This is a genomic window from Pantoea sp. B9002, from assembly GCF_013385945.1.
GTDB lineage: Bacteria > Pseudomonadota > Gammaproteobacteria > Enterobacterales > Enterobacteriaceae > Pantoea.
The window spans coordinates 85,832-105,929 of the sequence record NZ_JACAPA010000027.1 but is presented as its reverse complement, the minus strand read 5'-3'; the positions used below and the strand labels follow the sequence as shown (position 1 = coordinate 105,929).

At 55.5% G+C, this 20,098-nt stretch carries 22 protein-coding genes; 12 read left to right on the top strand and 10 right to left on the bottom strand.

Annotated elements, in window-relative coordinates:
- Positions 1 to 227: 227 nt before the first annotated feature.
- The gene (locus HX773_RS14745) at positions 228 to 692 is read right to left on the bottom strand and encodes an Lrp/AsnC family transcriptional regulator (protein WP_061719524.1); all 465 of its coding nucleotides are present in this window, start codon (positions 690 to 692) and stop codon (positions 228 to 230) included.
- Between the two features lie 285 nt (positions 693 to 977).
- Between HX773_RS14745 and HX773_RS14740 the strand changes: the two genes are divergently transcribed.
- A complete protein-coding gene (locus HX773_RS14740; RefSeq protein ID WP_176972142.1) occupies positions 978 to 1,400 on the top strand; it encodes a DUF2000 domain-containing protein in 423 nt (140 codons plus the stop codon).
- Here HX773_RS14740 and HX773_RS14735 read toward each other — a convergent pair.
- Positions 1,397 to 2,299 carry an AraC family transcriptional regulator gene (locus HX773_RS14735; protein WP_176972141.1) on the bottom strand — a complete coding sequence of 301 codons (903 nt, stop codon included), beginning with the start codon at positions 2,297 to 2,299 and terminating at the stop codon, positions 1,397 to 1,399. The two genes, HX773_RS14740 and HX773_RS14735, sit on opposite strands and share 4 nt — an antisense overlap.
- Before the next feature lie 99 nt (positions 2,300 to 2,398).
- Here HX773_RS14735 and HX773_RS14730 point away from each other — a divergent pair, with 99 nt between their 5' ends.
- Together HX773_RS14730 and HX773_RS14725 are read left to right on the top strand one after the other, a co-directional pair.
- Positions 2,399 to 3,145: an SDR family oxidoreductase gene (locus HX773_RS14730; RefSeq protein ID WP_176972140.1), complete on the top strand. Its 747-nt coding sequence runs from the start codon at positions 2,399 to 2,401 to the stop codon at positions 3,143 to 3,145.
- A gap of 85 nt (positions 3,146 to 3,230) precedes the next feature.
- Positions 3,231 to 3,692, top strand: a complete 462-nt coding sequence (locus HX773_RS14725) for a GNAT family N-acetyltransferase (protein WP_176972139.1) — start codon at positions 3,231 to 3,233, stop codon at positions 3,690 to 3,692.
- On the opposite strand, the gene HX773_RS14720 is transcribed toward HX773_RS14725, so the two are convergent.
- Both HX773_RS14720 and HX773_RS14715 read right to left on the bottom strand, forming a co-directional pair.
- Positions 3,689 to 4,111: an NUDIX hydrolase gene (locus HX773_RS14720; RefSeq protein WP_176972138.1), complete on the bottom strand. Its 423-nt coding sequence runs from the start codon at positions 4,109 to 4,111 to the stop codon at positions 3,689 to 3,691. The genes HX773_RS14725 and HX773_RS14720 overlap by 4 nt on opposite strands.
- A gap of 94 nt (positions 4,112 to 4,205) precedes the next feature.
- Entirely contained in the window at positions 4,206 to 5,354 is a 1,149-nt protein-coding gene (locus HX773_RS14715; RefSeq protein WP_370463611.1) for an MFS transporter, read from the bottom strand.
- 204 nt (positions 5,355 to 5,558) lie between these two features.
- Here HX773_RS14715 and HX773_RS14710 point away from each other — a divergent pair, with 204 nt between their 5' ends.
- The gene (locus tag HX773_RS14710) at positions 5,559 to 6,053 is read left to right on the top strand and encodes a MarR family winged helix-turn-helix transcriptional regulator (RefSeq protein WP_176972137.1); all 495 of its coding nucleotides are present in this window, start codon (positions 5,559 to 5,561) and stop codon (positions 6,051 to 6,053) included.
- A 91-nt stretch (positions 6,054 to 6,144) separates the two neighbouring features.
- A complete protein-coding gene (gene cybB / locus HX773_RS14705; RefSeq protein WP_176972136.1) occupies positions 6,145 to 6,699 on the top strand; it encodes a cytochrome b561 in 555 nt (184 codons plus the stop codon).
- On the opposite strand, the gene HX773_RS14700 is transcribed toward cybB, so the two are convergent.
- Together HX773_RS14700 and HX773_RS14695 are read right to left on the bottom strand one after the other, a co-directional pair.
- Positions 6,683 to 7,036 (bottom strand): MmcQ/YjbR family DNA-binding protein, encoded by a 354-nt coding sequence (locus HX773_RS14700; RefSeq protein WP_176972135.1) that lies wholly within the window; start codon positions 7,034 to 7,036, stop codon positions 6,683 to 6,685. The two genes, cybB and HX773_RS14700, sit on opposite strands and share 17 nt — an antisense overlap.
- A 57-nt stretch (positions 7,037 to 7,093) precedes the next feature.
- Positions 7,094 to 7,978: an alpha/beta fold hydrolase gene (locus HX773_RS14695; protein ID WP_176972134.1), complete on the bottom strand. Its 885-nt coding sequence runs from the start codon at positions 7,976 to 7,978 to the stop codon at positions 7,094 to 7,096.
- A gap of 86 nt (positions 7,979 to 8,064) precedes the next feature.
- On the opposite strand from HX773_RS14695, the gene HX773_RS14690 reads away from it, so the two are divergent.
- The gene (locus HX773_RS14690; protein WP_176972133.1) at positions 8,065 to 8,421 is read left to right on the top strand and encodes a MerR family transcriptional regulator; all 357 of its coding nucleotides are present in this window, start codon (positions 8,065 to 8,067) and stop codon (positions 8,419 to 8,421) included.
- Positions 8,422 to 8,510: 89 nt separating this feature from the next.
- On the top strand, positions 8,511 to 9,626 hold the full coding sequence (locus HX773_RS14685; protein WP_176972132.1) for a metallophosphoesterase: 1,116 nt from the start codon (positions 8,511 to 8,513) through the stop codon (positions 9,624 to 9,626).
- Between the two features lie 6 nt (positions 9,627 to 9,632).
- On the opposite strand, the gene HX773_RS14680 is transcribed toward HX773_RS14685, so the two are convergent.
- Complete coding sequence (locus HX773_RS14680; RefSeq protein ID WP_176972131.1) at positions 9,633 to 10,256, bottom strand: TetR/AcrR family transcriptional regulator; 624 nt, start codon at positions 10,254 to 10,256, stop codon at positions 9,633 to 9,635.
- 137 nt (positions 10,257 to 10,393) lie between these two features.
- On the opposite strand from HX773_RS14680, the gene HX773_RS14675 reads away from it, so the two are divergent.
- Positions 10,394 to 11,617, top strand: a complete 1,224-nt coding sequence (locus HX773_RS14675) for an MFS transporter (RefSeq protein ID WP_176972130.1) — start codon at positions 10,394 to 10,396, stop codon at positions 11,615 to 11,617.
- Here the strand turns inward: HX773_RS14675 and HX773_RS14670 are convergent.
- Positions 11,589 to 12,230 (bottom strand): HD domain-containing protein, encoded by a 642-nt coding sequence (locus HX773_RS14670; RefSeq protein WP_176972129.1) that lies wholly within the window; start codon positions 12,228 to 12,230, stop codon positions 11,589 to 11,591. The two genes, HX773_RS14675 and HX773_RS14670, sit on opposite strands and share 29 nt — an antisense overlap.
- A 112-nt stretch (positions 12,231 to 12,342) precedes the next feature.
- Between HX773_RS14670 and HX773_RS14665 the strand changes: the two genes are divergently transcribed.
- On the top strand, positions 12,343 to 13,308 hold the full coding sequence (locus HX773_RS14665) for a GlxA family transcriptional regulator (RefSeq protein ID WP_176972128.1): 966 nt from the start codon (positions 12,343 to 12,345) through the stop codon (positions 13,306 to 13,308).
- Positions 13,309 to 13,388: 80 nt separating this feature from the next.
- Here the strand turns inward: HX773_RS14665 and HX773_RS14660 are convergent, their stop codons facing one another.
- On the bottom strand, positions 13,389 to 14,225 hold the full coding sequence (locus HX773_RS14660; RefSeq protein WP_176972127.1) for an alpha/beta fold hydrolase: 837 nt from the start codon (positions 14,223 to 14,225) through the stop codon (positions 13,389 to 13,391).
- Between the two features lie 108 nt (positions 14,226 to 14,333).
- Here HX773_RS14660 and HX773_RS14655 point away from each other — a divergent pair, with 108 nt between their 5' ends.
- Positions 14,334 to 15,332 carry a GlxA family transcriptional regulator gene (locus HX773_RS14655; RefSeq protein WP_255433234.1) on the top strand — a complete coding sequence of 333 codons (999 nt, stop codon included), beginning with the start codon at positions 14,334 to 14,336 and terminating at the stop codon, positions 15,330 to 15,332.
- Positions 15,333 to 15,408: 76 nt separating this feature from the next.
- Positions 15,409 to 16,626, top strand: coding sequence for an MFS transporter (locus HX773_RS14650; protein ID WP_176972125.1), 1,218 nt, complete (start codon positions 15,409 to 15,411; stop codon positions 16,624 to 16,626).
- Between the two features lie 11 nt (positions 16,627 to 16,637).
- Here the strand turns inward: HX773_RS14650 and HX773_RS14645 are convergent, their stop codons facing one another.
- Positions 16,638 to 18,578, bottom strand: a complete 1,941-nt coding sequence (locus HX773_RS14645; RefSeq protein WP_176972124.1) for a methyl-accepting chemotaxis protein — start codon at positions 18,576 to 18,578, stop codon at positions 16,638 to 16,640.
- Positions 18,579 to 18,962: 384 nt separating this feature from the next.
- Between HX773_RS14645 and HX773_RS14640 the strand changes: the two genes are divergently transcribed.
- On the top strand, positions 18,963 to 20,072 hold the full coding sequence (locus tag HX773_RS14640; protein WP_176972123.1) for a Fic family protein: 1,110 nt from the start codon (positions 18,963 to 18,965) through the stop codon (positions 20,070 to 20,072).
- Positions 20,073 to 20,098: the final 26 nt, after the last annotated feature.

The following is a 20,098-nucleotide window of genomic DNA, read 5'->3' as shown; positions in this document are numbered from 1 at the left end:
TTTAATATTTGAAATCGGATGAAATGAGTATCTACGCTAACGCAGGAAAACGCCCAATTTGAGTTAAGGAATTGTGAGGTGGGAGAGATGATTTAGGAATTAAACCAGAATGTATTTATTATTGTTCGGATCTAATATTGCTTGCAGAGGATAATATTGATGCATAAAGTAGAATGCGTGGAATTTAATCAAACCTTCATCTATTTGTTATGATTTATTCGATGCTTTTATTTCTCCAAAGGCCACGCCGCCAATCCCTTTATCTCTTTCAAAACAAACATACTCTGCATCTCCTTTATCCCCGGCAATCTTCGAATAACCGACATGGCGAATTCCGCATAAGCATCCATATCCGCCGCCACAACCTGCAATAAGAAATCCGCATCGCCGCCGATGCTGTAGCAGGAAACCACATTATCCAGCGCCATCACTTCTTGTTCGAATTTACGCGCTTCCGCTTCGCTGTGGCTATCAATGGTGACGCGTACAAATACCATCACATTAAGGCCAATCTTTTTTCGATTAAGTACCGCGCGATAACCCTGAATCACTTCGTCCTCTTCCAGCTTGCGTACTTTGCGCCAGGTTGGCGATGCGGAGAGGCCAATTTCGTCGGCGAGATGTTGGTTGGTGATGCGCGCATCCTGCTGCAACTGCTGGAGGATTTTGATATCTGTCTTGCTTAAGCTCATAAGTGGATAATCCTTTCCTTTGTTTAGCGATTAAGGGATTTTTTATCCCTAATCTGTTCCTTTTGCAACGAATTCAGAAAGCACTTTCTTTTGGGGTTGCGGCATACTTTCTCTGCCAAACAGATGTTTGTATGTACCGTAGCGGCGCAATTCATTGCGCAATGTCTGGTCAGGCACAGTGTTGCTGATAATGAGCGCGATAAATCGCGCCGCTACAAAATGTGCGGAATTTATACTCCACCATTCACTTACTTCTGCATCCCCACTCAAGGTGAAATACTCAATATGGATTTCGACGCAAACACCCATCGCTGCACCATCGTGATTGATCAGCAGCTGCCCGCCGGATTGGCGATGAACGCTGCCAGCGTTATCGGCATTAGTTTTGGAAAATTAATAGGAAATTTGGTGGGGCCGGATCAGCAAAGCCTGGATGGCGTTAATTATCCCGGCGTCATCTACGCGCCGCTGCCGGTGTTATTGGCGGACGGTAATTATCTACGCGAGTTGCAGCAAATAAGCGGCGCGGATAGCGAGATTTTTTCGATGCCGTTCAGCGCGCTGGCGCAATCCTGCAAAACGTACGAAGAGTATGGCGAACGTATTGCTGACGCGCACAGCGATCAGATTGAGTTGGTGGCGATCGGTTTGATCGGTCCAAAGAAAAAAATTACCCGTTTAACCGGCAATTTGAAGCTGTATCGCTAAACATCCTCTTCGGCGGCGAACCACGCAGGCGGCTGCCCGACGTAGCGACTGAACGCCACGCTGAAGGCGCTGGCGGAGCGATAGCCGACGCGCTCTGCCACTTCGGCCACCGCCATGCTTTTACCGCGCAGCAGATTTTTCGCCAGCGCCATGCGCCACGTCAGCAAGTAGACCATCGGCGCCACGCCAACCGCTTCGCGGAAACGCACAAAGAAAGAGGAACGTGACAGCGCGGCGGCTTTCGCCAGTTCGGCCACCGTCCAGCTGTGCGCAGGATTGGCATGGATAGCGCGGATTGCCGCCGCCAGCCGTTCGTCGGCTAAGCCGCTCATCACGCCAGGACACGCATTGCAGATTGGCATCGATCGCAGCGCTTCTATTAATAGCAGCTCCAGCAAGCGTTCCAGCACCACATGACGCGCCGGTCGCTGCGCGCGGCATTCATCCATCACCAATTCCACCAGCGTGGTCAGGCGCGATTCGCCGCGCACCTGAATAAACTGCGGCAGCAGCGAGACAATCAATCCGGCATCGGGCGCGCCGAACTGGCAATAACCAATCAGAGTTTGCACGTCGGCGGGCTGCTGTTGGTCGCCAATCCAGTATTCGCCGGGCGCGAGCATCTGTGGCGCGGTTTCTGGCGCATCGTCGGCGGGCGGTTCGGCGCTGGTCATGCAAAATTCGCACGCCGCCGGGATCAGCACAAAATCGCCCTGCTCCAGCGTGATGGGCGGATGCCCTTTCATCTTCAGCTGGCTGCGACCTTCCAGCACCAGACAATAAAACGGCTGACCGGTTTCACTGCGATGCACGCGCCAGCGGCCATTAGCACGCGCGCGTTTAGAAAACGCCGCTTGCGGCTGCAGCAGCGACACCATCTCCGCTAAAGGATCGATCATTTGGACTCCTGCGAATGAAAGCTGGACGTTGCGTTGTAGTGAGTCCAGTTGGTTGACTCTATAGTGATCGTCTACCCCAATGCAACGCAGGAGTGAAAGATGAAAACGATTTTAATCACCGGCTGTTCTTCCGGCTTTGGTCACGCCACCGCGCTCTATTTTCTGGAACGTGGCTGGAAAGTGATCGCCACCATGCGCACTCCGAGCGCCGACTTATTTCCGGCGTCAGAAAATCTGCGTCTGCTGCCATTGGACGTCAGCGATGCCGCCAGCATCAAAAATGCCATCGCCGCAGCGGGCGACATCGATGTGCTGGTGAATAACGCCGGGATTGGCGTGCTGGCATCACTGGAAGGCACGCCAATATCGACGGTGCGCGACGTGTTTGAGACTAACACGCTCGGCACCATCGCACTGACGCAGGCTGTGCTGCCGCAGTTTCGCGCGAAACAAGGCGGAACGGTGATCAACGTGACCTCGACGGTGACGTTGAAATCTCTGCCGCTGCTGGCGGTTTACACTGCAAGTAAAGCGGCGGTGAACGCCTTCACCGAATCGCTGGCTTTGGAGTTGCAGCCGTTCAACATCAACGTGCGTCTGGTGCTACCGGGTTTGGCGCCCACCACCGATTTCGGCAAAAATGCCACGCCACGAATGGAGAACACGCAGCTTGAGCCGTATCAGCCGCTGTTAGATGGCGTGTTCAGCGCAATGCAGCAGCCGCAACCGACCACCAAAGCGCTGGATGTGGCCGAAGCGGTGTGGCGCGCGGCGACCGATCCGCATGCTCCGATGCGCATTCCCGCCGGTGAAGATGCGGTGGCGCTGGCGAACGAAGTGGGCTGATATACTTTGCCAGGCAGCGTAGTTTGCCTGGCAACGCCAACATCGCTATGTTGTCACTCTCGCCCGCCACCTTTTAGGAATCGGAATGCACATCAGCCTGCTGGCACAACAACCACAGTTTTTGGATGCAGTGACCCAAATGCTGTACCGCGAATGGTCGGATTTCCCCAACTGGCGCGATGCGGCGTTGATTCAGCAGCGTTTACAGGTGCGCAATGCCGATGAGGCCAAAACGCTGACGCTGGTGGCCACCACAAGCGATGGCGAATTGATGGCGACCGCCAGCATCATCCATTACGAACTGCACGATATCGTCGAGCGCGAGTTTTGGCTCGGTGAAGTGATTACTGCCGCAGAACATCGTGGTAAAGGATTGGCGAGTGGCTTGGTGACGCGCTTAATTACCGAAGCACGTCAGCGTGGGATTAGCGCGCTGTGGCTGTATACGCCGGATCAACAAGCGCTCTATCGCCGCTTCGGCTGGCAGGATGTGGAACAGCGCGAGATTGCTGATGAAGATGTTACGGTGATGAAGCTGATTCTTTAAGTCGATTTCGCCAACGCTTGCAGCGCCGCCAATCCATCGCGCGCCATCCAGGTGCGCAGCGGCGCAAACAGCGGTTGCGGCAGATCCTCTGGTGCGAACCACTGCCAACCGCGGCACTTTTCGGGCTCCATTAGCTGCGGTTCACCAATTGCTTCCTGCGCTACCATCAGCAGCGTGATGTAGTGCTTGTTGACCTCGGGAAACACATCGCTAACGAACGCGCCGTTTTGCAGTTCACCCAGCTGTAAGCCGGTTTCTTCCAGCACTTCGCGACGCGCACAGGCTTCCGGCGATTCGCCAAATTCCAGATGCCCGCCCGGCGCAGACCAGTCGCCCGCGCCGTGGCTGCCTTTGCGTTGGCCCAATAACAGTTTCCCGTCGCGGAATATCAAAACGCCGATTCCCACTTGTGGTGACATCGTTGCTCCTTGTCCTTGTTTTGCCAGGTCGTCATAAATGACGACCCTACGTGAAAAAATTGCCCCACGTTTTATCACATTCTGTGCCGCGCGTTTATCGCTGCGGTTTAAACCGCAGCGCCATAACCATCAGCAACACAATGCCCACGCTCATGATTACCCACGCGCTATCCAGCGAGGCGGCGCGGTCACGCACGATGCCAGCGATTAGAGGCATCAAGGCCGCCAGCAAATAACCGCCGCCCTGCACGAAGGATAGCAATGCGCCCGCCTCTTCCGGCGTGTGCGCATGATCAAGCGTGACAATCAGCGAGAGTGGGAACAGCGCGCCGATGCCCAATCCAAGCAGCAATGTTGGCAGCCACGCCTGCGCGCCGCCCAGCATCAGCAAACTGATCAAGCCCAGCAGAATCAGGGTTAAAACCACCAGCAGCGGACGGCGACGATCGCGGAAGCGATGGATAAGCGCCGACAGCACAAAGCCCGCGGCAACTTCCGTCAGCGTCAGCGCGCCCAGCACGTAGCCGCTCTGCTCCGGTTGCCAGCCGTGCTGCATGTAAAACGGCGGCAGCCAAGCCAGCACCAAGGTGTACGCGCCGGTGCCAATGCCAAAGAAGATCATCAACAGCCAGGCACGCGGCGAGCGAGCAGCGCGTGGAGCCTGGCTACTTTGCATTGGCGTTACGCCGCGTGAAAAAGTCAGCCACAATAACAGCGCGATGAGCGCGGGAACCACCGGAATCGCCAGTGTTAACGCTAAACCTTGTGTATTCGCCAGTGGCGCGGCGCTGGCGGCGGCAATCGCTGCGCCCGCCATTATCCCGGTGGTGAACAGCGCCATCAGCGTGCCCGCTTTCGCACCGAAGTGACGTTTTATTTGCGCTGGCATCAACGCCTGAATTAATCCGATACCGCAACCCGCCACCAGCGCGCTGATAATCAACGCTGTGGCAGATTGGTCGAATCCGCGCGCTACGCTCGCCAGCGCCAGCAACAGCAATCCGGCAGCGATCCCGCGCACTTCGCCAAGCCGGCGCAACAGCAGCGGACCGGCCAGCGCCGCCAATCCCATCATGATTACCGGCAACGTAGTCAGCAGGCTAAGCTGCGTGGCGCTGAGCTGCGCGTCGCGCTGCAGGAGCGGAAACAGCGGCCCCATCGCCGCCATAATCGGCCGCAAATTCAGTGCGATAACAAAAACCAGTAAGGCAAACATCCCAACCGCAGGTAAAGTACGATTCACTTTGCATCTCCATGCTCATTAAAAGTATCTTAACGTTAAGATACTTTTCGCAGTAGCAATAGCCCATGCGCACAAAGCAACAAATGGGGATGAGATAGCGAATATTGATCACCGCACAATCCGTAGCGGCGCGATTCATCGCGCAATAAATTGCGCCGCTACGGATTGTGCAACCAGGTAAGAACTGCATCAGGGGAAATCCGTATGACCGATCATGTCGATTTTGTAGTGGAACAGTGGGCCAGCGCGATGCCGGAGCTGGATGCATCGTCGATGGCGGTATTTGGTCGCATGCTGCGCATCATGAAACATCTGGCGAAAACGCGCGCTGAAGCGCTGGCACCGTTTGGTTTTCGCGATGGCGAATTTGATGTGCTGGCGACGCTGCGGCGCGCGGGTGCGCCCTATCGCTTATCGCCGACCCAGCTGTACAAATCATTGCTGGTGACATCGGGCGCGATGACCAATCGCCTCAATCGGCTGGAAGAAGTGGGTTCGATTGTGCGCGCTGCCGATCCCGACGATAAGCGCAGCATGCTGGTGGCGCTCACCGATGAAGGCTTAGCAAAGATCGAGCAAGCGCTGCTGGTACACACGCAAACGCAAAATAGCCTGCTGGAAACGCTGGATGCATCGCAGCAAACGCAGCTGAAAACCTTGCTGAGTCAGCTGTTGGTGGCAACGGAAGCGCAAAGGTAAAAACGCTGTTGCTGATGTGTCAAATAATGAATTAATTCAGCGTGTTTTCCATTAAAGTAACCGTCCCGCCAGGTCTTTTTACGGATTAGAGATGAGCAATAAATACGCCCCATCGCAGATTTTTCTTCATTGGTTGACCTTCCTGTTGGTCGTCACTGCGTATTGCACCATGGAATTTCGTGGACTGGCGACGCGCGGTTCGTGGCAAGGCTTTGCGATGATTATTAGTCACTTTAGCGCAGGAAGTTGTGTGCTGGTGATTATGCTATCACGCATCCTGCTGCGTTTTCGCCATCGCAGCCCGGCGATTTTGCCCAAGCCGCCGCACTGGCAAACCGGCCTGGCGCATCTGATGCATCTGGCGATCTACGTGTTTTTCATTGTCTTACCCACGCTGGGCATTTTGTCGCGCTTCTATATGGGCCGCACCTGGTGGATTTTTGGCATTCCGATGCCGGTAAGTAGCAATCCGGATCCGGATTTCGCCGACACAATTGCGGACTGGCATGAAACCCTCGCGCCTTACGGTTACTGGCTGATTGGCATCCACGCCGTTGCCGCGCTGGCGCACCATTATCTGTTCAAAGACAATACGTTAGTGCGCATGATGCCGTCGCGCCGCTCGCGCGCTAAAACGTCAGACTGAAGCTATCGTCGAGCAGCGCCACAATCTCGCTATCCGGCAAGCCGTTCTCCAGCGTGATGCTCAGCCAATGCTCTTTGTTCATGTGGTAAGCCGGATAAACGCCGGGTAACTGGCGCAGCGATCCAATCAATTCAGGCCGCGCTTTGATGTTCATCACATCAATGACCGGCCCATCCGGCAAACCGAGTTTATGACTCTCCAGCGGGAACACCAGCGCAAACCACTTGCGGTGCCGCGGATGACGCAGCACCGCATATTCACTGTGCTTTTTCCACGGATAATCGGGTTCTACCTGATAGTGCTGATTGATGTAGTCGAACAGCTGCTGGCGTTGCATGCATCCTCCGTGGTGAACGCGGGATAAAGGCCGCCGAAGATGGCGGCCCCTCAGACTTTATAAAGCTGAAGCAAAAGTTGCCAGTGTTCGATTAAAACGTGCAGATTCTTCGATAAATGGCGCATGGCCAGAATTGGCAAACATCTGTGTCTGAATACGCGGATTGATACTCTTTACTCTGGCGAGAGATGCAGCAGGATTCACCAATGCATCATGCTCACCGTAGATAAACAGCAGCGGCACACGCGATTTTTTTACTCCTTTTTCCAAGGCAATGGTCATGGTTGGCACCGCTCGTTGCATGGGCCATGCAGCCAGCGCGGCGTTAGCCAGCAGACGTTCAAAGGTTGTGCGGTCAGGTTGCTGATAGAAGCAAAGGTGTAGAAAGGCCCGCTCGCCATCCAGATGCGTTTTCAAATCACTTGCCGTCATTGCACCATACACTTCATGCGCCGGAATCAAAGTGGGATTAAGTTCTACCACACCGTCGACGTAGATAGCGCCACTGATATTACCGTCACCGTAGGCCGCCAGATAGTTGGTGATCACCGCTCCGCCCAATGACCATCCGACCAATAGCGGCTTATTTGCATGGCTTTGATTAATCACTGCGCGGAGATCGTCGGCCCAGCGTTTTCCATCGCGGTAAGCTGATTCTTGTTCAGGCTTGTCGGATAAACCGTGCCCACGCATATCGAAAGTAATCAGCCGATAGCGTTGCTGTAACTGCGCATCACTGATCTGTTTTTCCCAGTTTAAGTGGCTGCCAAGCAAACCGTGAATAAACACTATAGGTAAACCATTAGGATTACCTGATTCCTGTACTGCAAGCCTTACGCCATCTGGCGCGGTAATGGTGTACTGCTTCTCAGCGGCAAACAGCGTGGCAGAAAAGAGCATGAGAACGACGCCAAACAGTGTGCGTTTAATAAGTAACAGCATAAAAAGTCTCCTTAAATGAATGATTCCCGGCTATCCTGAACCCTGACACTGATGTCAGAGTCAAGCCGCTTGATGGGGAGCAACTTATGCAGTTATCAATTGGAGAGTTGGCAAGAGAGACAGGCGTGAGCGTGCGCGCCATCCGTCATTACGATCGCCATCATCTGCTGACTTCAACACGCGCCTGTAACGGATACCGTTTTTTCCCGCTACAGGCGATAACACAGGTGCGGCAGATTCAGCGGCTGATCAATACCGGTTTCAGCATTGCCGAAATCTGCTCTTTTCCGGATTGTATGCGCATGGTCGAAGGGGCAGCATTCTGCCCGGAAACCCAAGCTGTGCAATATAAGCGGCTGGCGGATATTGAACGCCAAATTAGTGAACTTGAATCCCGTCGTGCGTTACTGATGGCCACACTGGCTGAAGGCATCACCCGATAATGCGGTTTCCATTAACAGTGCCGTCAGTAACGCTCTTTGCGGGTAAATTTTTGCGCTAAATCAGCGCCCTTGAACCAGGGAAGTAAGTGATGTTTCATCTGATTTTCAGCATACCGAGCTGGTATGTGATCGCCCGATTTTTGTTCCCGTTAGCCATGCCCTTGCTGTTAAAAATCATCCTTTCTCTGCTGGTGTTGCTGGCTTCGCAGTATTTGCTGGTGAGCCGTTTTACCTCTGGCAGCATGTTCTCGCCGGAAATGCCGCGCGCCATCGTCATCCTGTTCAACTGGGGTTTCAGCGCCGTTCTGTTCCTCGCGCTGACGCAGTTTGTGATTGATGTGGTGGCGCTGGTTTCGCTGTTGTTCCGCCATCCGTTTGAAATCGTGCCCGCGGTACGTTATGTAGCGGCGGCGTTTGCCTTGATTCTCGCCACGGTTGGCGTTTATCAGGCTATCCGCGTTCCGCCCATCAAAGATGTGACCATCGAAATCGACAACCTTCCGCGCGAATTTGAAGGCTATCAACTGTTGCAGTTGACCGATATGCACATCACCAAACTCTTCAATGAGAAATGGACGCGCGCGCTGGTGCAAAAAGCCATGACGCTGGATGTCGATCTGATTCTGGTCACCGGCGATGTGATTGACGGCACGCTGCAAAACCGGCGTGCGGACGTCGAGCCGCTGCGTGGATTGCATGCCCGCGATGGCGTTTTCGCCATTACCGGCAATCACGAATATTTCTTTGAGCAGGAGCGCTGGACCGCGCATCTGGCGTCGCTGGGTCTGGAGCCGTTACTCAATCGTCATACGGTAATTAAACGCGATAACGCCGAGCTGGTGATCGCCGGCATGCCGGATACCTCAGCAGCACGACGTGGCGCAGTTGGCCCCGATTTGGAGCTAGCGCTGGCCGGTGCGCCGGAACATGCCCCGATCATCCTGCTCGATCACCAGCCGCGCAACGCCCGGCAAAATGCGCTGAAAAACATCGATCTGCAGCTGTCCGGCCACACGCACGGCGGCCTGATTGTTGGCTTTGATCGCCTGTTTGCCAAACCCAACGCGGGCTTCGTGTCGGGGCTGTATCAGGTCGACGGCATGCAACTCTACGTCAACAACGGCACCGCGCTCTGGCCTGGCATGGCGGTGCGTTTGGGCCGACCATCGGAGTTGACCCGCATTACGCTGCAGCGCAAACCGTAACGCGCGTCAAGGTTGGGGGATTGCCCGCGAGGCATCCCACAATCTCATCATCTGGGCGATTCCGTGCTCAATCTCGCCGAGAGGAACCTCATCGCGCGCCAGCGTCGAGATCCCCAGCATAAAACTGTTGAAACTGACCGCAAGGGAAAGCGTCTCCTCATCATCCCGCAACTCACCGCTGCCGATCCCTCTTTCAACGCAATGCTTGATCCCTTCACGGGTGCGCATGCGCGATGCTGCAAGCGGTTTAAGCACGTGGCGATTTTCCTCAGAACAGGAAGACATCACGCTCAGTGCCACCATGCATCCGCGCGGATGCGAAGGATCGTACTGCATTCTGGCGGAGTTGAGCAGCGCGGTTTCCAGCGCCTGGCGAGCGGGCACGCGGGTATCCCACAAAGCTTCCGTGACCTGAGCATGGGTTTGCAAATAACAGTTCACGGCTTCAGCAAAGAGCGCCTCTTTCGATCCAAACGCGGCATAGAAGCTTGGCGCGGTGATGCCTTTGCCTATCGAGGCTTTGAGCTGCGCCAGCGAGGTTGATTCATAGCCGTTTTCCCAGAAAAGGTGCATCGCTTTGATTACCGCTTCATCCCGGTCAAATTGTCTTGGTCTGCCTGTTCTCATCATCACATCCTCCGCCATTTATACTAATCGATACAGAATTCATTGACAACGCACAGCTTGCCTCCGCAATATATATACCGATCGATACATATATTCATGGCGCTTTGCGGCGCTGTTGCAAATCAAGAGCAGGCTAAATAATGAATTCAACGTTTAAGCACGAAGAAGCCCAACGGCTGCCAATCCTGGCGCTTTTGGCGCTCGCAATGGCAGGTTTTATCTGCATTCTGACTGAAACCATACCCGCCGGATTGCTGCCACAAATCAGTCAGGGGCTCAATATTTCCCCCTCGCTGGCCGGTCAATGGGTTACCGCCTATGCAGCCGGTTCGCTACTGGCCGCGATTCCGCTCACATTACTGACCCGAAGCTGGTCGCGCCGGGTTGTGTTGCTAAGCACCGTGTGTGGATTTCTGCTGTTTAACACCCTCACCGCCGTCTCTTCAGACATCGTTATCATCTTAATAGCGCGATTTTTTGCTGGTGCCTCAGCCGGTTTGGCGTGGAGTTTGATTGCGGGCTATGCGCGAAGAATGGTGGTTCCATCGCTGCAGGGACGCGCATTGGCGCTCGCCATGGTGGGTACGCCAATCGCCCTTTCACTCGGTGTTCCGGCAGGCACATGGATGGGCTCGTTGCTGGGATGGCGTCTGACATTTGCCGCCATGTCGGGACTCTCGATTATTCTGATTGGCTGGATTCTGCTGGCCGTGCCGAACTATCCCGGCCAATCTGCCACGCAAAAAATGCCGCTCGGCGCAGTATTACGTATCCCCGGCGTATGTGCCGTGCTTGGCGTGGTGCTGACCTGGATGCTGGCGCATAACATTCTCTATACCTACATCGCGCCGTTCATTGCTTCAGCCGGTCTGGCGCATCGCGTGGATGTGGTGCTGCTGATCTTTGGCATCGCGGCATTGGGTGGAATATTCATTACCGGCAAGATCATTGATACCCATCTGCGCAAAGCGGTGCTGCTGTCACTCTCCATCTTTGCTGCGGTGTCGCTGATTTTTGGTCTGAGTACGCCAACACCCGCCGTGATCTATGCGGGCATAGCCGTTTGGGGACTCACCTTCGGCGGTGCCGCGACGCTGCTGCAAACGGCTCTGGCAGATGCCGCCGGTGAATATGCCGATGTCGCGCTCTCCATGAATGTCGTCACCTGGAACAGCGCTATCGCCCTCGGCGGTTTGACCGGCGGAATGTTGCTTGAACATGTCGGCTCCCAATCTTTTCCGTGGGCGATTCTGCTATTGCTGTTGGTCGCGTTGGCCATTGCACTGCGTGCTAAGCAGGGTTTCCCGGCTGCGAACAGCCGGGCGAAAACCTCACTCAGCCCGGCCAGCGAGACTGACGGATAACGCGACAGAAATTGAGCGGTGAGAAATCCGGCTCTTTATCCTTAATCACATCGGCTTTTACATTGCCAAAGGTGGTGTCCGGTTTATGCCGGATGCCATCGTAAAAGGCCTGAATGATCGCCTCCTTGAACGCCGCCGGGCGCGGATAGTTCGCCGTCACGGCGCCAATCTCCTCTTCCGCAAACTTCTCATAACCGATGCCCAGCACGTCCATCTCCACGCCCGCGGTAACCAGCGCTATTTCTGGTGCCATAAACTCCGGTATTCCCGGCGTGGTGTGCAGCGCAATCGCGGTCCACACCTTATCGATATCACTGGGAGCGATGCCGTAGCCTTGCAGAAATTCCCGCGCGGCATTGGCACCATCCACTTCAAAACGTTTATCGCAACTGCAGTGCTCGTGCGTCAGGCCGATGTCATGGAACATGCAGCCGATATACAGCAGCTCGCGATCGACGTTAACTCCACGCTGCTGCCCCGCTAGCGCGCCCCAGTAATAGACGCGGCTGGAGTGGTTAAACAGCAACTCTGATTCGGTATCGCGCACAAACTCTGTCGCTTCGCGGGCCATTTTGCTGTCCGGGATGCGGATGCCGGTAATGTTCACGCTCATTTTTCTCTCCTGTTGGTTGTCTTTTTCCACCATAGAGCGCAGGCTAAAAGTCTTAAAGTGCCCAATACAGACGATTAAAGACATTGTGATGTTTTGCGACATGAGGAAATGAATGCGTCATGAAATAGCGATTCTGGCGGTGCCGGGCGTGCAGTTACTCGACGTTTGCGGCCCGGTGGATGTGTTTGCCGAAGCCAACCGTCTGCTGCAGCGGCAGATCTACACGCCCCGCATTATCGCAGTTGAGGGCGGTGAAATTCACGCATCATCCGGCGTGCGGCTGAGCGCCGATTTGCAGCTGGCTGAAACGCAGAACTATGCGCCGCACACCTTTCTGATCGCTGGCGCGCCGGGCATAGAAAATTTTGCTGCCGATGACAACCTGCTGCATGCGCTGAGCGGTTTATGCCAGCGTAGCCAGCGTTTCGGCTCGGTGTGCAGCGGCGCGTTGCTGCTGGCGCGTACTGGATTGCTGGCCGGCAAACGCGTCACCACGCACTGGGAAAGCGCCGCTTTACTGGCTTCGCGCTATCCGGAGATCACCGTAGATGCCGATGCGTTGTGCGTTGCAGATGGGCGAGTGCGTACCGCCGCGGGCGTTACGTCCGGGCTGGATCTGGCGCTGCGTCTGGTGGAAGAGGATCTTGGGCGTGAAGTCGTGATTGAGATCGCCGCGCATCTGGTGATGTTTTTCCGTCGTCCGGTCAATCAGGCGCATTTTATGCGCAGCAACAGCGCATCGTTGCGCGGCCGCTCGGCGTTGCAGGAGTTACAGCGTTGGGTGATTTCGCATCTGGCGGAAGTTAAAACCGTGGCGATGATGGCCGAACATATGGCGATCAGTGAAAGGCATCTGACGCGATTATTCCGCAATGAATTGGGGATGACGCCGGGACAATGGCTGGAGCGCGAGCGCGTGGCGAAAGCAAAACAGCTGCTGGAACAAAAATCGCTGCCCGCAAAAACGCTGGCATTACAGTGCGGATTTTCCGGCGCTGACGTGATGCGACGAGCGTTCAGCCGGGTAACCGGCATCACACCCGCCGCATACCGCAAAATTACGGAAAATAACGAATAAAATAAAAATATTGAATATTTCGTAGCGGCGCGATTTATCGCGCAATAAATTGCGCCGCTACGATATGCACGCTCAGTAATTTACTCTTTCGCAAACGCCAGCAAGTCTGGATTAATCTGCTCAGGATGCGTCGTGAACATACCGTGCGACAAGCCTGGATAGGTTTTCAGCGTGCCCTGTTTCAGCAACTTAATCGCCTTGTGCGCCGAATCATCAATTGGCACCACCTGATCGTCTTCCCCGTGCAGCACCAATACCGGCACCGTGATCGCTTTGAGATCTTCGGTAAAATCGGTTTCCGAGAACGCAGTGATACAGTCATATTGCGCCTTAGCACCGCCCGCCATGCCCTGACGCCACCAGTTATCGATCAAACCCTGGCTCACTTTCGCACCTGGACGGTTAAAGCCGTAAAACGGACCCGCTGGCACATCGATAAAGAACTGCGCGCGGTTAGCGGCCAGCGCTGAGCGGAAACCGTCAAACACCTCTTTCGGCAAACCTTCTGGATTGGCAGCGGTTTGCAGCATGATTGGCGGCACGGCGCCCATCAACACCGCTTTCGCCACGCGGCCTTTCTCGGCATGCGCCACATAACGCGCCACTTCACCGCCACCGGTTGAGTGACCGATATGGATGGCGTTGCGCAGATCCAGCGCTTTGGCCAGTTCTGCCACGTCGGCGGCGTATGTGGTCATATCGTTGCCGCTATCGGTTTGGTCAGAACGGCCGTGGCCGCGACGGTCGTGGGCGATAACGCGATAACCTTGTGCCAGGAAAAACAACATTTGGTTGTCCCAGTCATCGGCGCTTAACGGCCAACCGTGGTGAAACACTACCGGTTGGGCATTTTTTGGGCCCCAGTCTTTGTAAAAGATTTTGGTACCGTCTTGAGTGGTGATGATGCCGTTGCTCATGAGTAAGTCCTCTGTATGTGATTGTCTGTGTTCGATGGGCTTATTGTCACGGAAAGCGGCAGCGGCTAACATTGTCAAATATGACACATTAAGGTCCGTAACTGACAAATGATGAAAACTGCAGAAAACAGCGTTGTGGCGGAAATTGGCCTGGTGCTCTACCCCGATTGCCAGCTCGCGGCGATTTATGGCTTAACCGATATGTTCAGGATTGCCGCGGAATGGGCGGAAAACATTTCTGGTGAGGAGCGCAAGCGGACGATACGTGTCTCACATTGGCAGATCGATGCGCACAGCGACCAAATGGTTTGCGTCTGGGATAGCCATCCCGATACACCACATCGATTGAGCCACGTGATTGCGCCGCCAAGTCTGGTGGTGCCAGCGAAAATGGTGCCCATGAAGGTGCCCGCCAACTGGATGAGCGGGCTTTATGATGAAGGCGTAACGCTCTGTTCGGTGTGCGCCGGTGCCTTTGTGCTGGCCGAAACCGGACTGATCGATCACCGTCGCGCCACCACGCACTGGGCCTTTGCGCAGACGCTGTCAGAGCGTTTTCCTGCGGTGGAAGTCGCGGTGGAAAATATGGTGATTGACGATGGCGATATTATTACCGCCGGTGGGATTCTCGCGTGGACGGATTTGGGTTTAACGCTGATCGAAAAAGTACTCGGCACCGGCACCATGCTGGCGACCTCACGCTTTTTACTGATCGATCCGCCGCGTCGCGAGCAAAGCACTTACTCGGCGTTTATCCCCAATTTCGATCACGGCGACAGCCAGATTCTCCGCGCGCAGCATCATCTTCACGCCCATGTTGCCGAGCAGCACAGCATCGAGAGCATGTCGGCGCTGGCAAGCATGACGCCACGGACCTTTCTGCGCCATTTCCAGAAAGCAACCGGCCTGCGGCCAACGGATTATTTGCAGCAGGTACGCATTATGAAAGCGCGCGATGCGCTGGAGCTGAGTAATCGTTCGGTCGATCAGATCGCCTGGGAGATCGGCTACAGCGATCCTTCCGCCTTTCGCAAAATTTTCCGCAAACTCACCGGCGTCACGCCGGGCCAGTACCGGCAGCGGTTTGGCAGCCGGCACCATGATTAACGCCCATCACAGCAGGAAAATCGCCGTTTTCCTGCCATGATTACGTTCGTCCCGTTATGACTTGCTAAGGATTTCTATGCCACTGCGTTCGCTTCAGGCTCTGTGTCTGGTTAACTTTTTTATGGCTGACGTACGAGATGGTCTTGGGCCTTTTCTCGGCATATTTCTCACAGAACGCCACTGGAATGCGGGAGATATTGGCTGGGTAATGACTGCCGGTGGCCTTGCGGGTCTTGTCGCTACCCTGCCGGCGGGTTTAGCCACTGACGCCACGCGCCATAAACGTTCGCTGCTTATCACTGGATCAATCCTGATCACCCTTTCCACCTTGCTGCTTTGGTATTTCCATCAGGGTTGGATCGTGGTTTTATCGCAGATTGTCACCGGCCTTTCAGCCGCGCTCATCGCGCCAGTGTTGACCGGGATCACCCTCGGCTTAGCGGGTCCGCAAGGATTTAGCCATCAAATGGGGAGAAATGAAGCCTTCAACCACGGCGGAAATATGACGGCCGCCATTATTGCTGGCGCTTCAGTGTGGTTGTGGGGAACGGGCGCGGTGTTTGTGCTAATGACGACGATGGCGCTGTGCGCAGGTGCAGCCGTGCTGGCTATTCGCCATAACGACATCGACAACCTTGCCGCGCGCGGGCTCTCTGGTAGCGAATCCGCCGCTAACGTACCGCGTCTTTATCAGATTGCCCGTAATCCCGCCGTCATCATCACGGGAGTCACGCTGTTACTTTTCCATCTAGGCAATGCTGCGCTGTTACCTATGCTGAGCTTGCGGGTGGCGGCAGCGCATAACGCAGCCATCAGCCCCGGACTTTATGCCGCCGCCACGGTGGTTATTTCACAATGCGTGATGATTCCCATGGCGCTGTATGCCGCACGTCGCGCGCCGCGTTTTGGTTATCCGGCGCTGATCACGGCGGCGCTGCTGGTGCTGCCATTACGTGCGTTGATTGCTTCCGCTTTTGACGGCGCTTATTTCATGGTTCCGGTACAGATTCTGGATGGCATAGCGGCGGGTCTGCTGGGCGTGGCGGTGCCGGGTTATATCGTGAAGGTGCTTGAGGGCAGCGGACATACCAATGCAGGTCAGGGTTTTATCATGCTAATGCAGGGCGTCGGCGCGGCAATGAGTCCCGCGTTGGCGGGAAACATTGCCGCAGCCTATTCCTATCGAAGTGCGTTTGCCGTGCTGGGCGCGATCGCCCTGGCGGCGCTGATCACCTGGTGGCTAGGCAGCCGTTATTCAGAGAAAAACGGCGTGCCACGTTCAGCGCGTTCTTAGCTGAGGCTCGATCAACTCAGCTGGAAACGCCCAACGGTGTTCGCCAGCTGCGAGGCCTGATCCTCCAGTGAACTGGCGGCGGCAGACATCTCCTGCACCAGCGCGGCGTTCTGCTGCGTGGTGCTGTCCATCTCGTTCACCGCGATGGTGACCTGGCTGATGCCGCGCGCCTGCTCATCGGAAGCAATCACGATTTCACCAATAATGGTGCGCACCGAATTTACCGCCTGCGTCATCTCCTGCATGGTTCTGCCCGCATCCTGCACCAGCTGCACGCCGCTGCCGACGCGCTGTGTTGACTCCTGAATCAGCGCGCCGATATCTTTCACCGCATTGGCGCTGCGCTGGGCCAGATTACGCACCTCCGACGCCACCACAGCAAAGCCGCGCCCTTGTTCACCGGCACGCGCCGCTTCTACTGCGGCGTTCAGCGCCAGAATATTGGTCTGGAAGGCGATGCTGTTGATGATGGCGGTGATGTCGCCAATTTTCTTCGCGCTGTCGTCGATTTGCGCCATGGTTTGCACCACTTCGCCCACCAGCGTTTCACCACGACTGGCAATGTGCGTGGCGTTATCGGTGAGCGTTGTCGCCTGATGCGCGTTGGTAGCGTTGTGTTTCACCGTCGCGGTGATCTGCTCCATGCTGGCGGCAGTTTGCTCCAGCGCGGCAGCTTGCTGTTCAGTGCGCGAAGCCAGATTGAGGTTGCCGCTGGCGATTTCACCCGCGCCCTGACGCACCGACGAGCTGGCATCCTGAATCTGTCCCACGATGTCGCGCAGCTGGTTTTGCATGGTATGCAGCGCATAGAACAAGCTGCTGTTATCGCGCCCTTTCAGCGTGATGACGTTATCGAGTTTGCCATCGGCCACTGCCAGGGCGATGGTCGCGGCCTCCAGCGGTTCGCCACCAATCGGCTTCAGCACTTTGCGGCTGAACAGCATGCTAAGTAGCGTACACACCACCAGAATGCTGATGATCATCAGGATCACCGCGTTAATCAGTTGACGATGCGCCGCCGCCATCACCTGGCTGACCGGCGCAACCACGCCGAGATACCATTTCTGATCGCTGTTACCAATTACAACCGGCTGCCAGGTGACCAGCGCATCTTCACCCAATAACGCATCATGATGTTCCATCACGCTGCTGCTGAAGTTGTGGGTATCGCCTTTCCACGGCTTGCTGGTCTGGCTTTTATCCGGATAAGAAACCACATTGCCCGCGCTGGAGAGCAACATCGCATAGCCGCTGCCTTCCCACGGTTTGATTTTGTTGACCTTCTCCTGCAGCGACGCCAGTGAAATATCGGATGTCACCACGCCCCACAATTTGCCCTGACTCACAATCGGTGCTGCCACCGAGGTCAGCAGCGTCGGCACGCCGTTGTAGGCGTAGCTGTACGGTTCAATCAGCATATCTTTCTGACTTTTCTGCGGCAGCAGATAGTAATCGCCCTGACCCGGCGTGAAGATTGAGGTCAGCGGATGCATGTTGAAATTGCCGGTTTGATCGCGATCGACGAAGAAGGCGTAGCGACCTTTCGGGGCCGCATTGGCTTGGGTGGCGAACTCCGCGTCACGTCCGTCAAAGGCGTTCTCTTCGAAGATCACCGAGATCGACAGATAATCGGGATTATCGCGCAGCGCCGATTCCATCAGCTTATCGGCAACTTTACGGTCCTGAATGCCTGCCGCTGGCAGTGCGATCAAGCTATGGCCGAGGTTGTGCGCCACATCGCGCGCGTAGCTAAGTTCATGCTGAATTTGCAGCGCCTGGCTTTGCGCAATCTGCTGCAGATAGCTTTCGGCCAGCGATTTTTGTTCGTTACTGGATTGCCAGCTCAGCACGCCGATGGTCACGGCAAAGCCAAGCGTGATGGTTAAGGCGCCCGTCAGCAGCATCTGCGTGCGGGTGCTCATTGTTTTCTTAAGTGATGCGTGTTTGGCCATTATGGCGCTCCTGGAGTTGACACTTTTCGGTATTCAGAACCACTCCCTGTGCGCATACATCCCTTTGAACACTCTATCGGCGCGCGGCGGTGGAACTTGATGGCAACGCACCAAACTCCTTTGGGTCGCCATTCATGGCGTAATGCTCGTCAGTTAAGACATGAAAACCCTTAATTACCGAGACCACACATTGTAGCGGCGCAATTCATTGCGCGATNNTTTGATACGGCGCTTAACTGACCGGCATTACGACATTCATGGCGACCGTCATCAAATCAGCGCCCTCTCTCTGCTGGTCAATGAGCCGATTACAAGCTACTATTCAGCTCACTATATGAGCCGAATAGCCGTTCTATTCAGCTCATGCGATTCAGGAGTGACTTTATGATGTGGATTTGGCAGCAGCCCGATTGGCCGCAGTTTCGCTGGCAGGATGAGAAATTACTGCCGCGCCTGCGCCAGTTGCAGCAGCAGCGCGGCGTCTTGCTGGGCCGCGCCAGCGTGCAAGATAACAGCGATCAACAAACGCTGGATACGCTGCTCAGCAATATCCTCTCTTCCTCAGCGATTGAAGATGAGCGCGTCAACGCGCAGTCGGTACGATCGTCCCTTGCCCGCCGTTTAGGCGTTTCGCTCGACCAGCCTTATCCGGTTTCCGAACGTTCCGAGGGTTTGGCAACCATGATGATGGATGCCATCACGCAACGCGATCAGGAATTGACCATTGAACGCTTATGTCAGTGGCATCGCTGGCTGTTTCCCGCAAGCGAATGGACCATCAAGCGGCTGAATGTCGGCACGTTGCGCGGTGATGAACCGATGCAGGTAGTTTCAGGACGTATCTATCGCCCAACGGTGCATTTCGAAGCGCCGCCGCGTGCCGGGCTGGAAGCACAGCTAGAAGAATTTATTGCCTGGTTTAATTACAGCCGTGCGGATCCGCTGCTCGATCCACTATTGCGCGCCGCGCTGTGCCACTTGTGGTTCGTTACGCTGCACCCGTTTGATGACGGTAATGGACGTATCACCCGCGCCCTGACCGATTTGGCGCTGGCACAGGCGGATAGCCAGAGCATTCGTTTGTATGCCATGTCCGCATCGATTCTGGCGCGACGTGCTGATTATTACCGCATCCTGCAGCAGACGCAGCGTGGCGCAATGGACGTCACCGATTGGCTGCTGTGGTTTTGTGATGTGCTGAATGACAGCCTTGAGCTCGCACTGGAAACCGTCACGCGCACGCAGAATAAAGCGCGCTTCTGGTTAATGCACAATGCTGCTGAGCTGAGTGCGGAGCAAACCCGCGTGCTGAATCGCTTACTGGATGGCGGCGAACAGGGATTTAGCGAAGGCATCAGCGCAGGCCAGTATCAGAAAGTAGCGAAAGTGAGTAAAGCTACGGCGACGCGACATCTGACAGAACTGCTGGCGAAAGGTTGTGTGGAGAAATTACCCGGCGGCGGGCGCAGCACGCGCTACCAGATTAAGCATTGATGGGTAACCAGGTGCGCATAGATGCG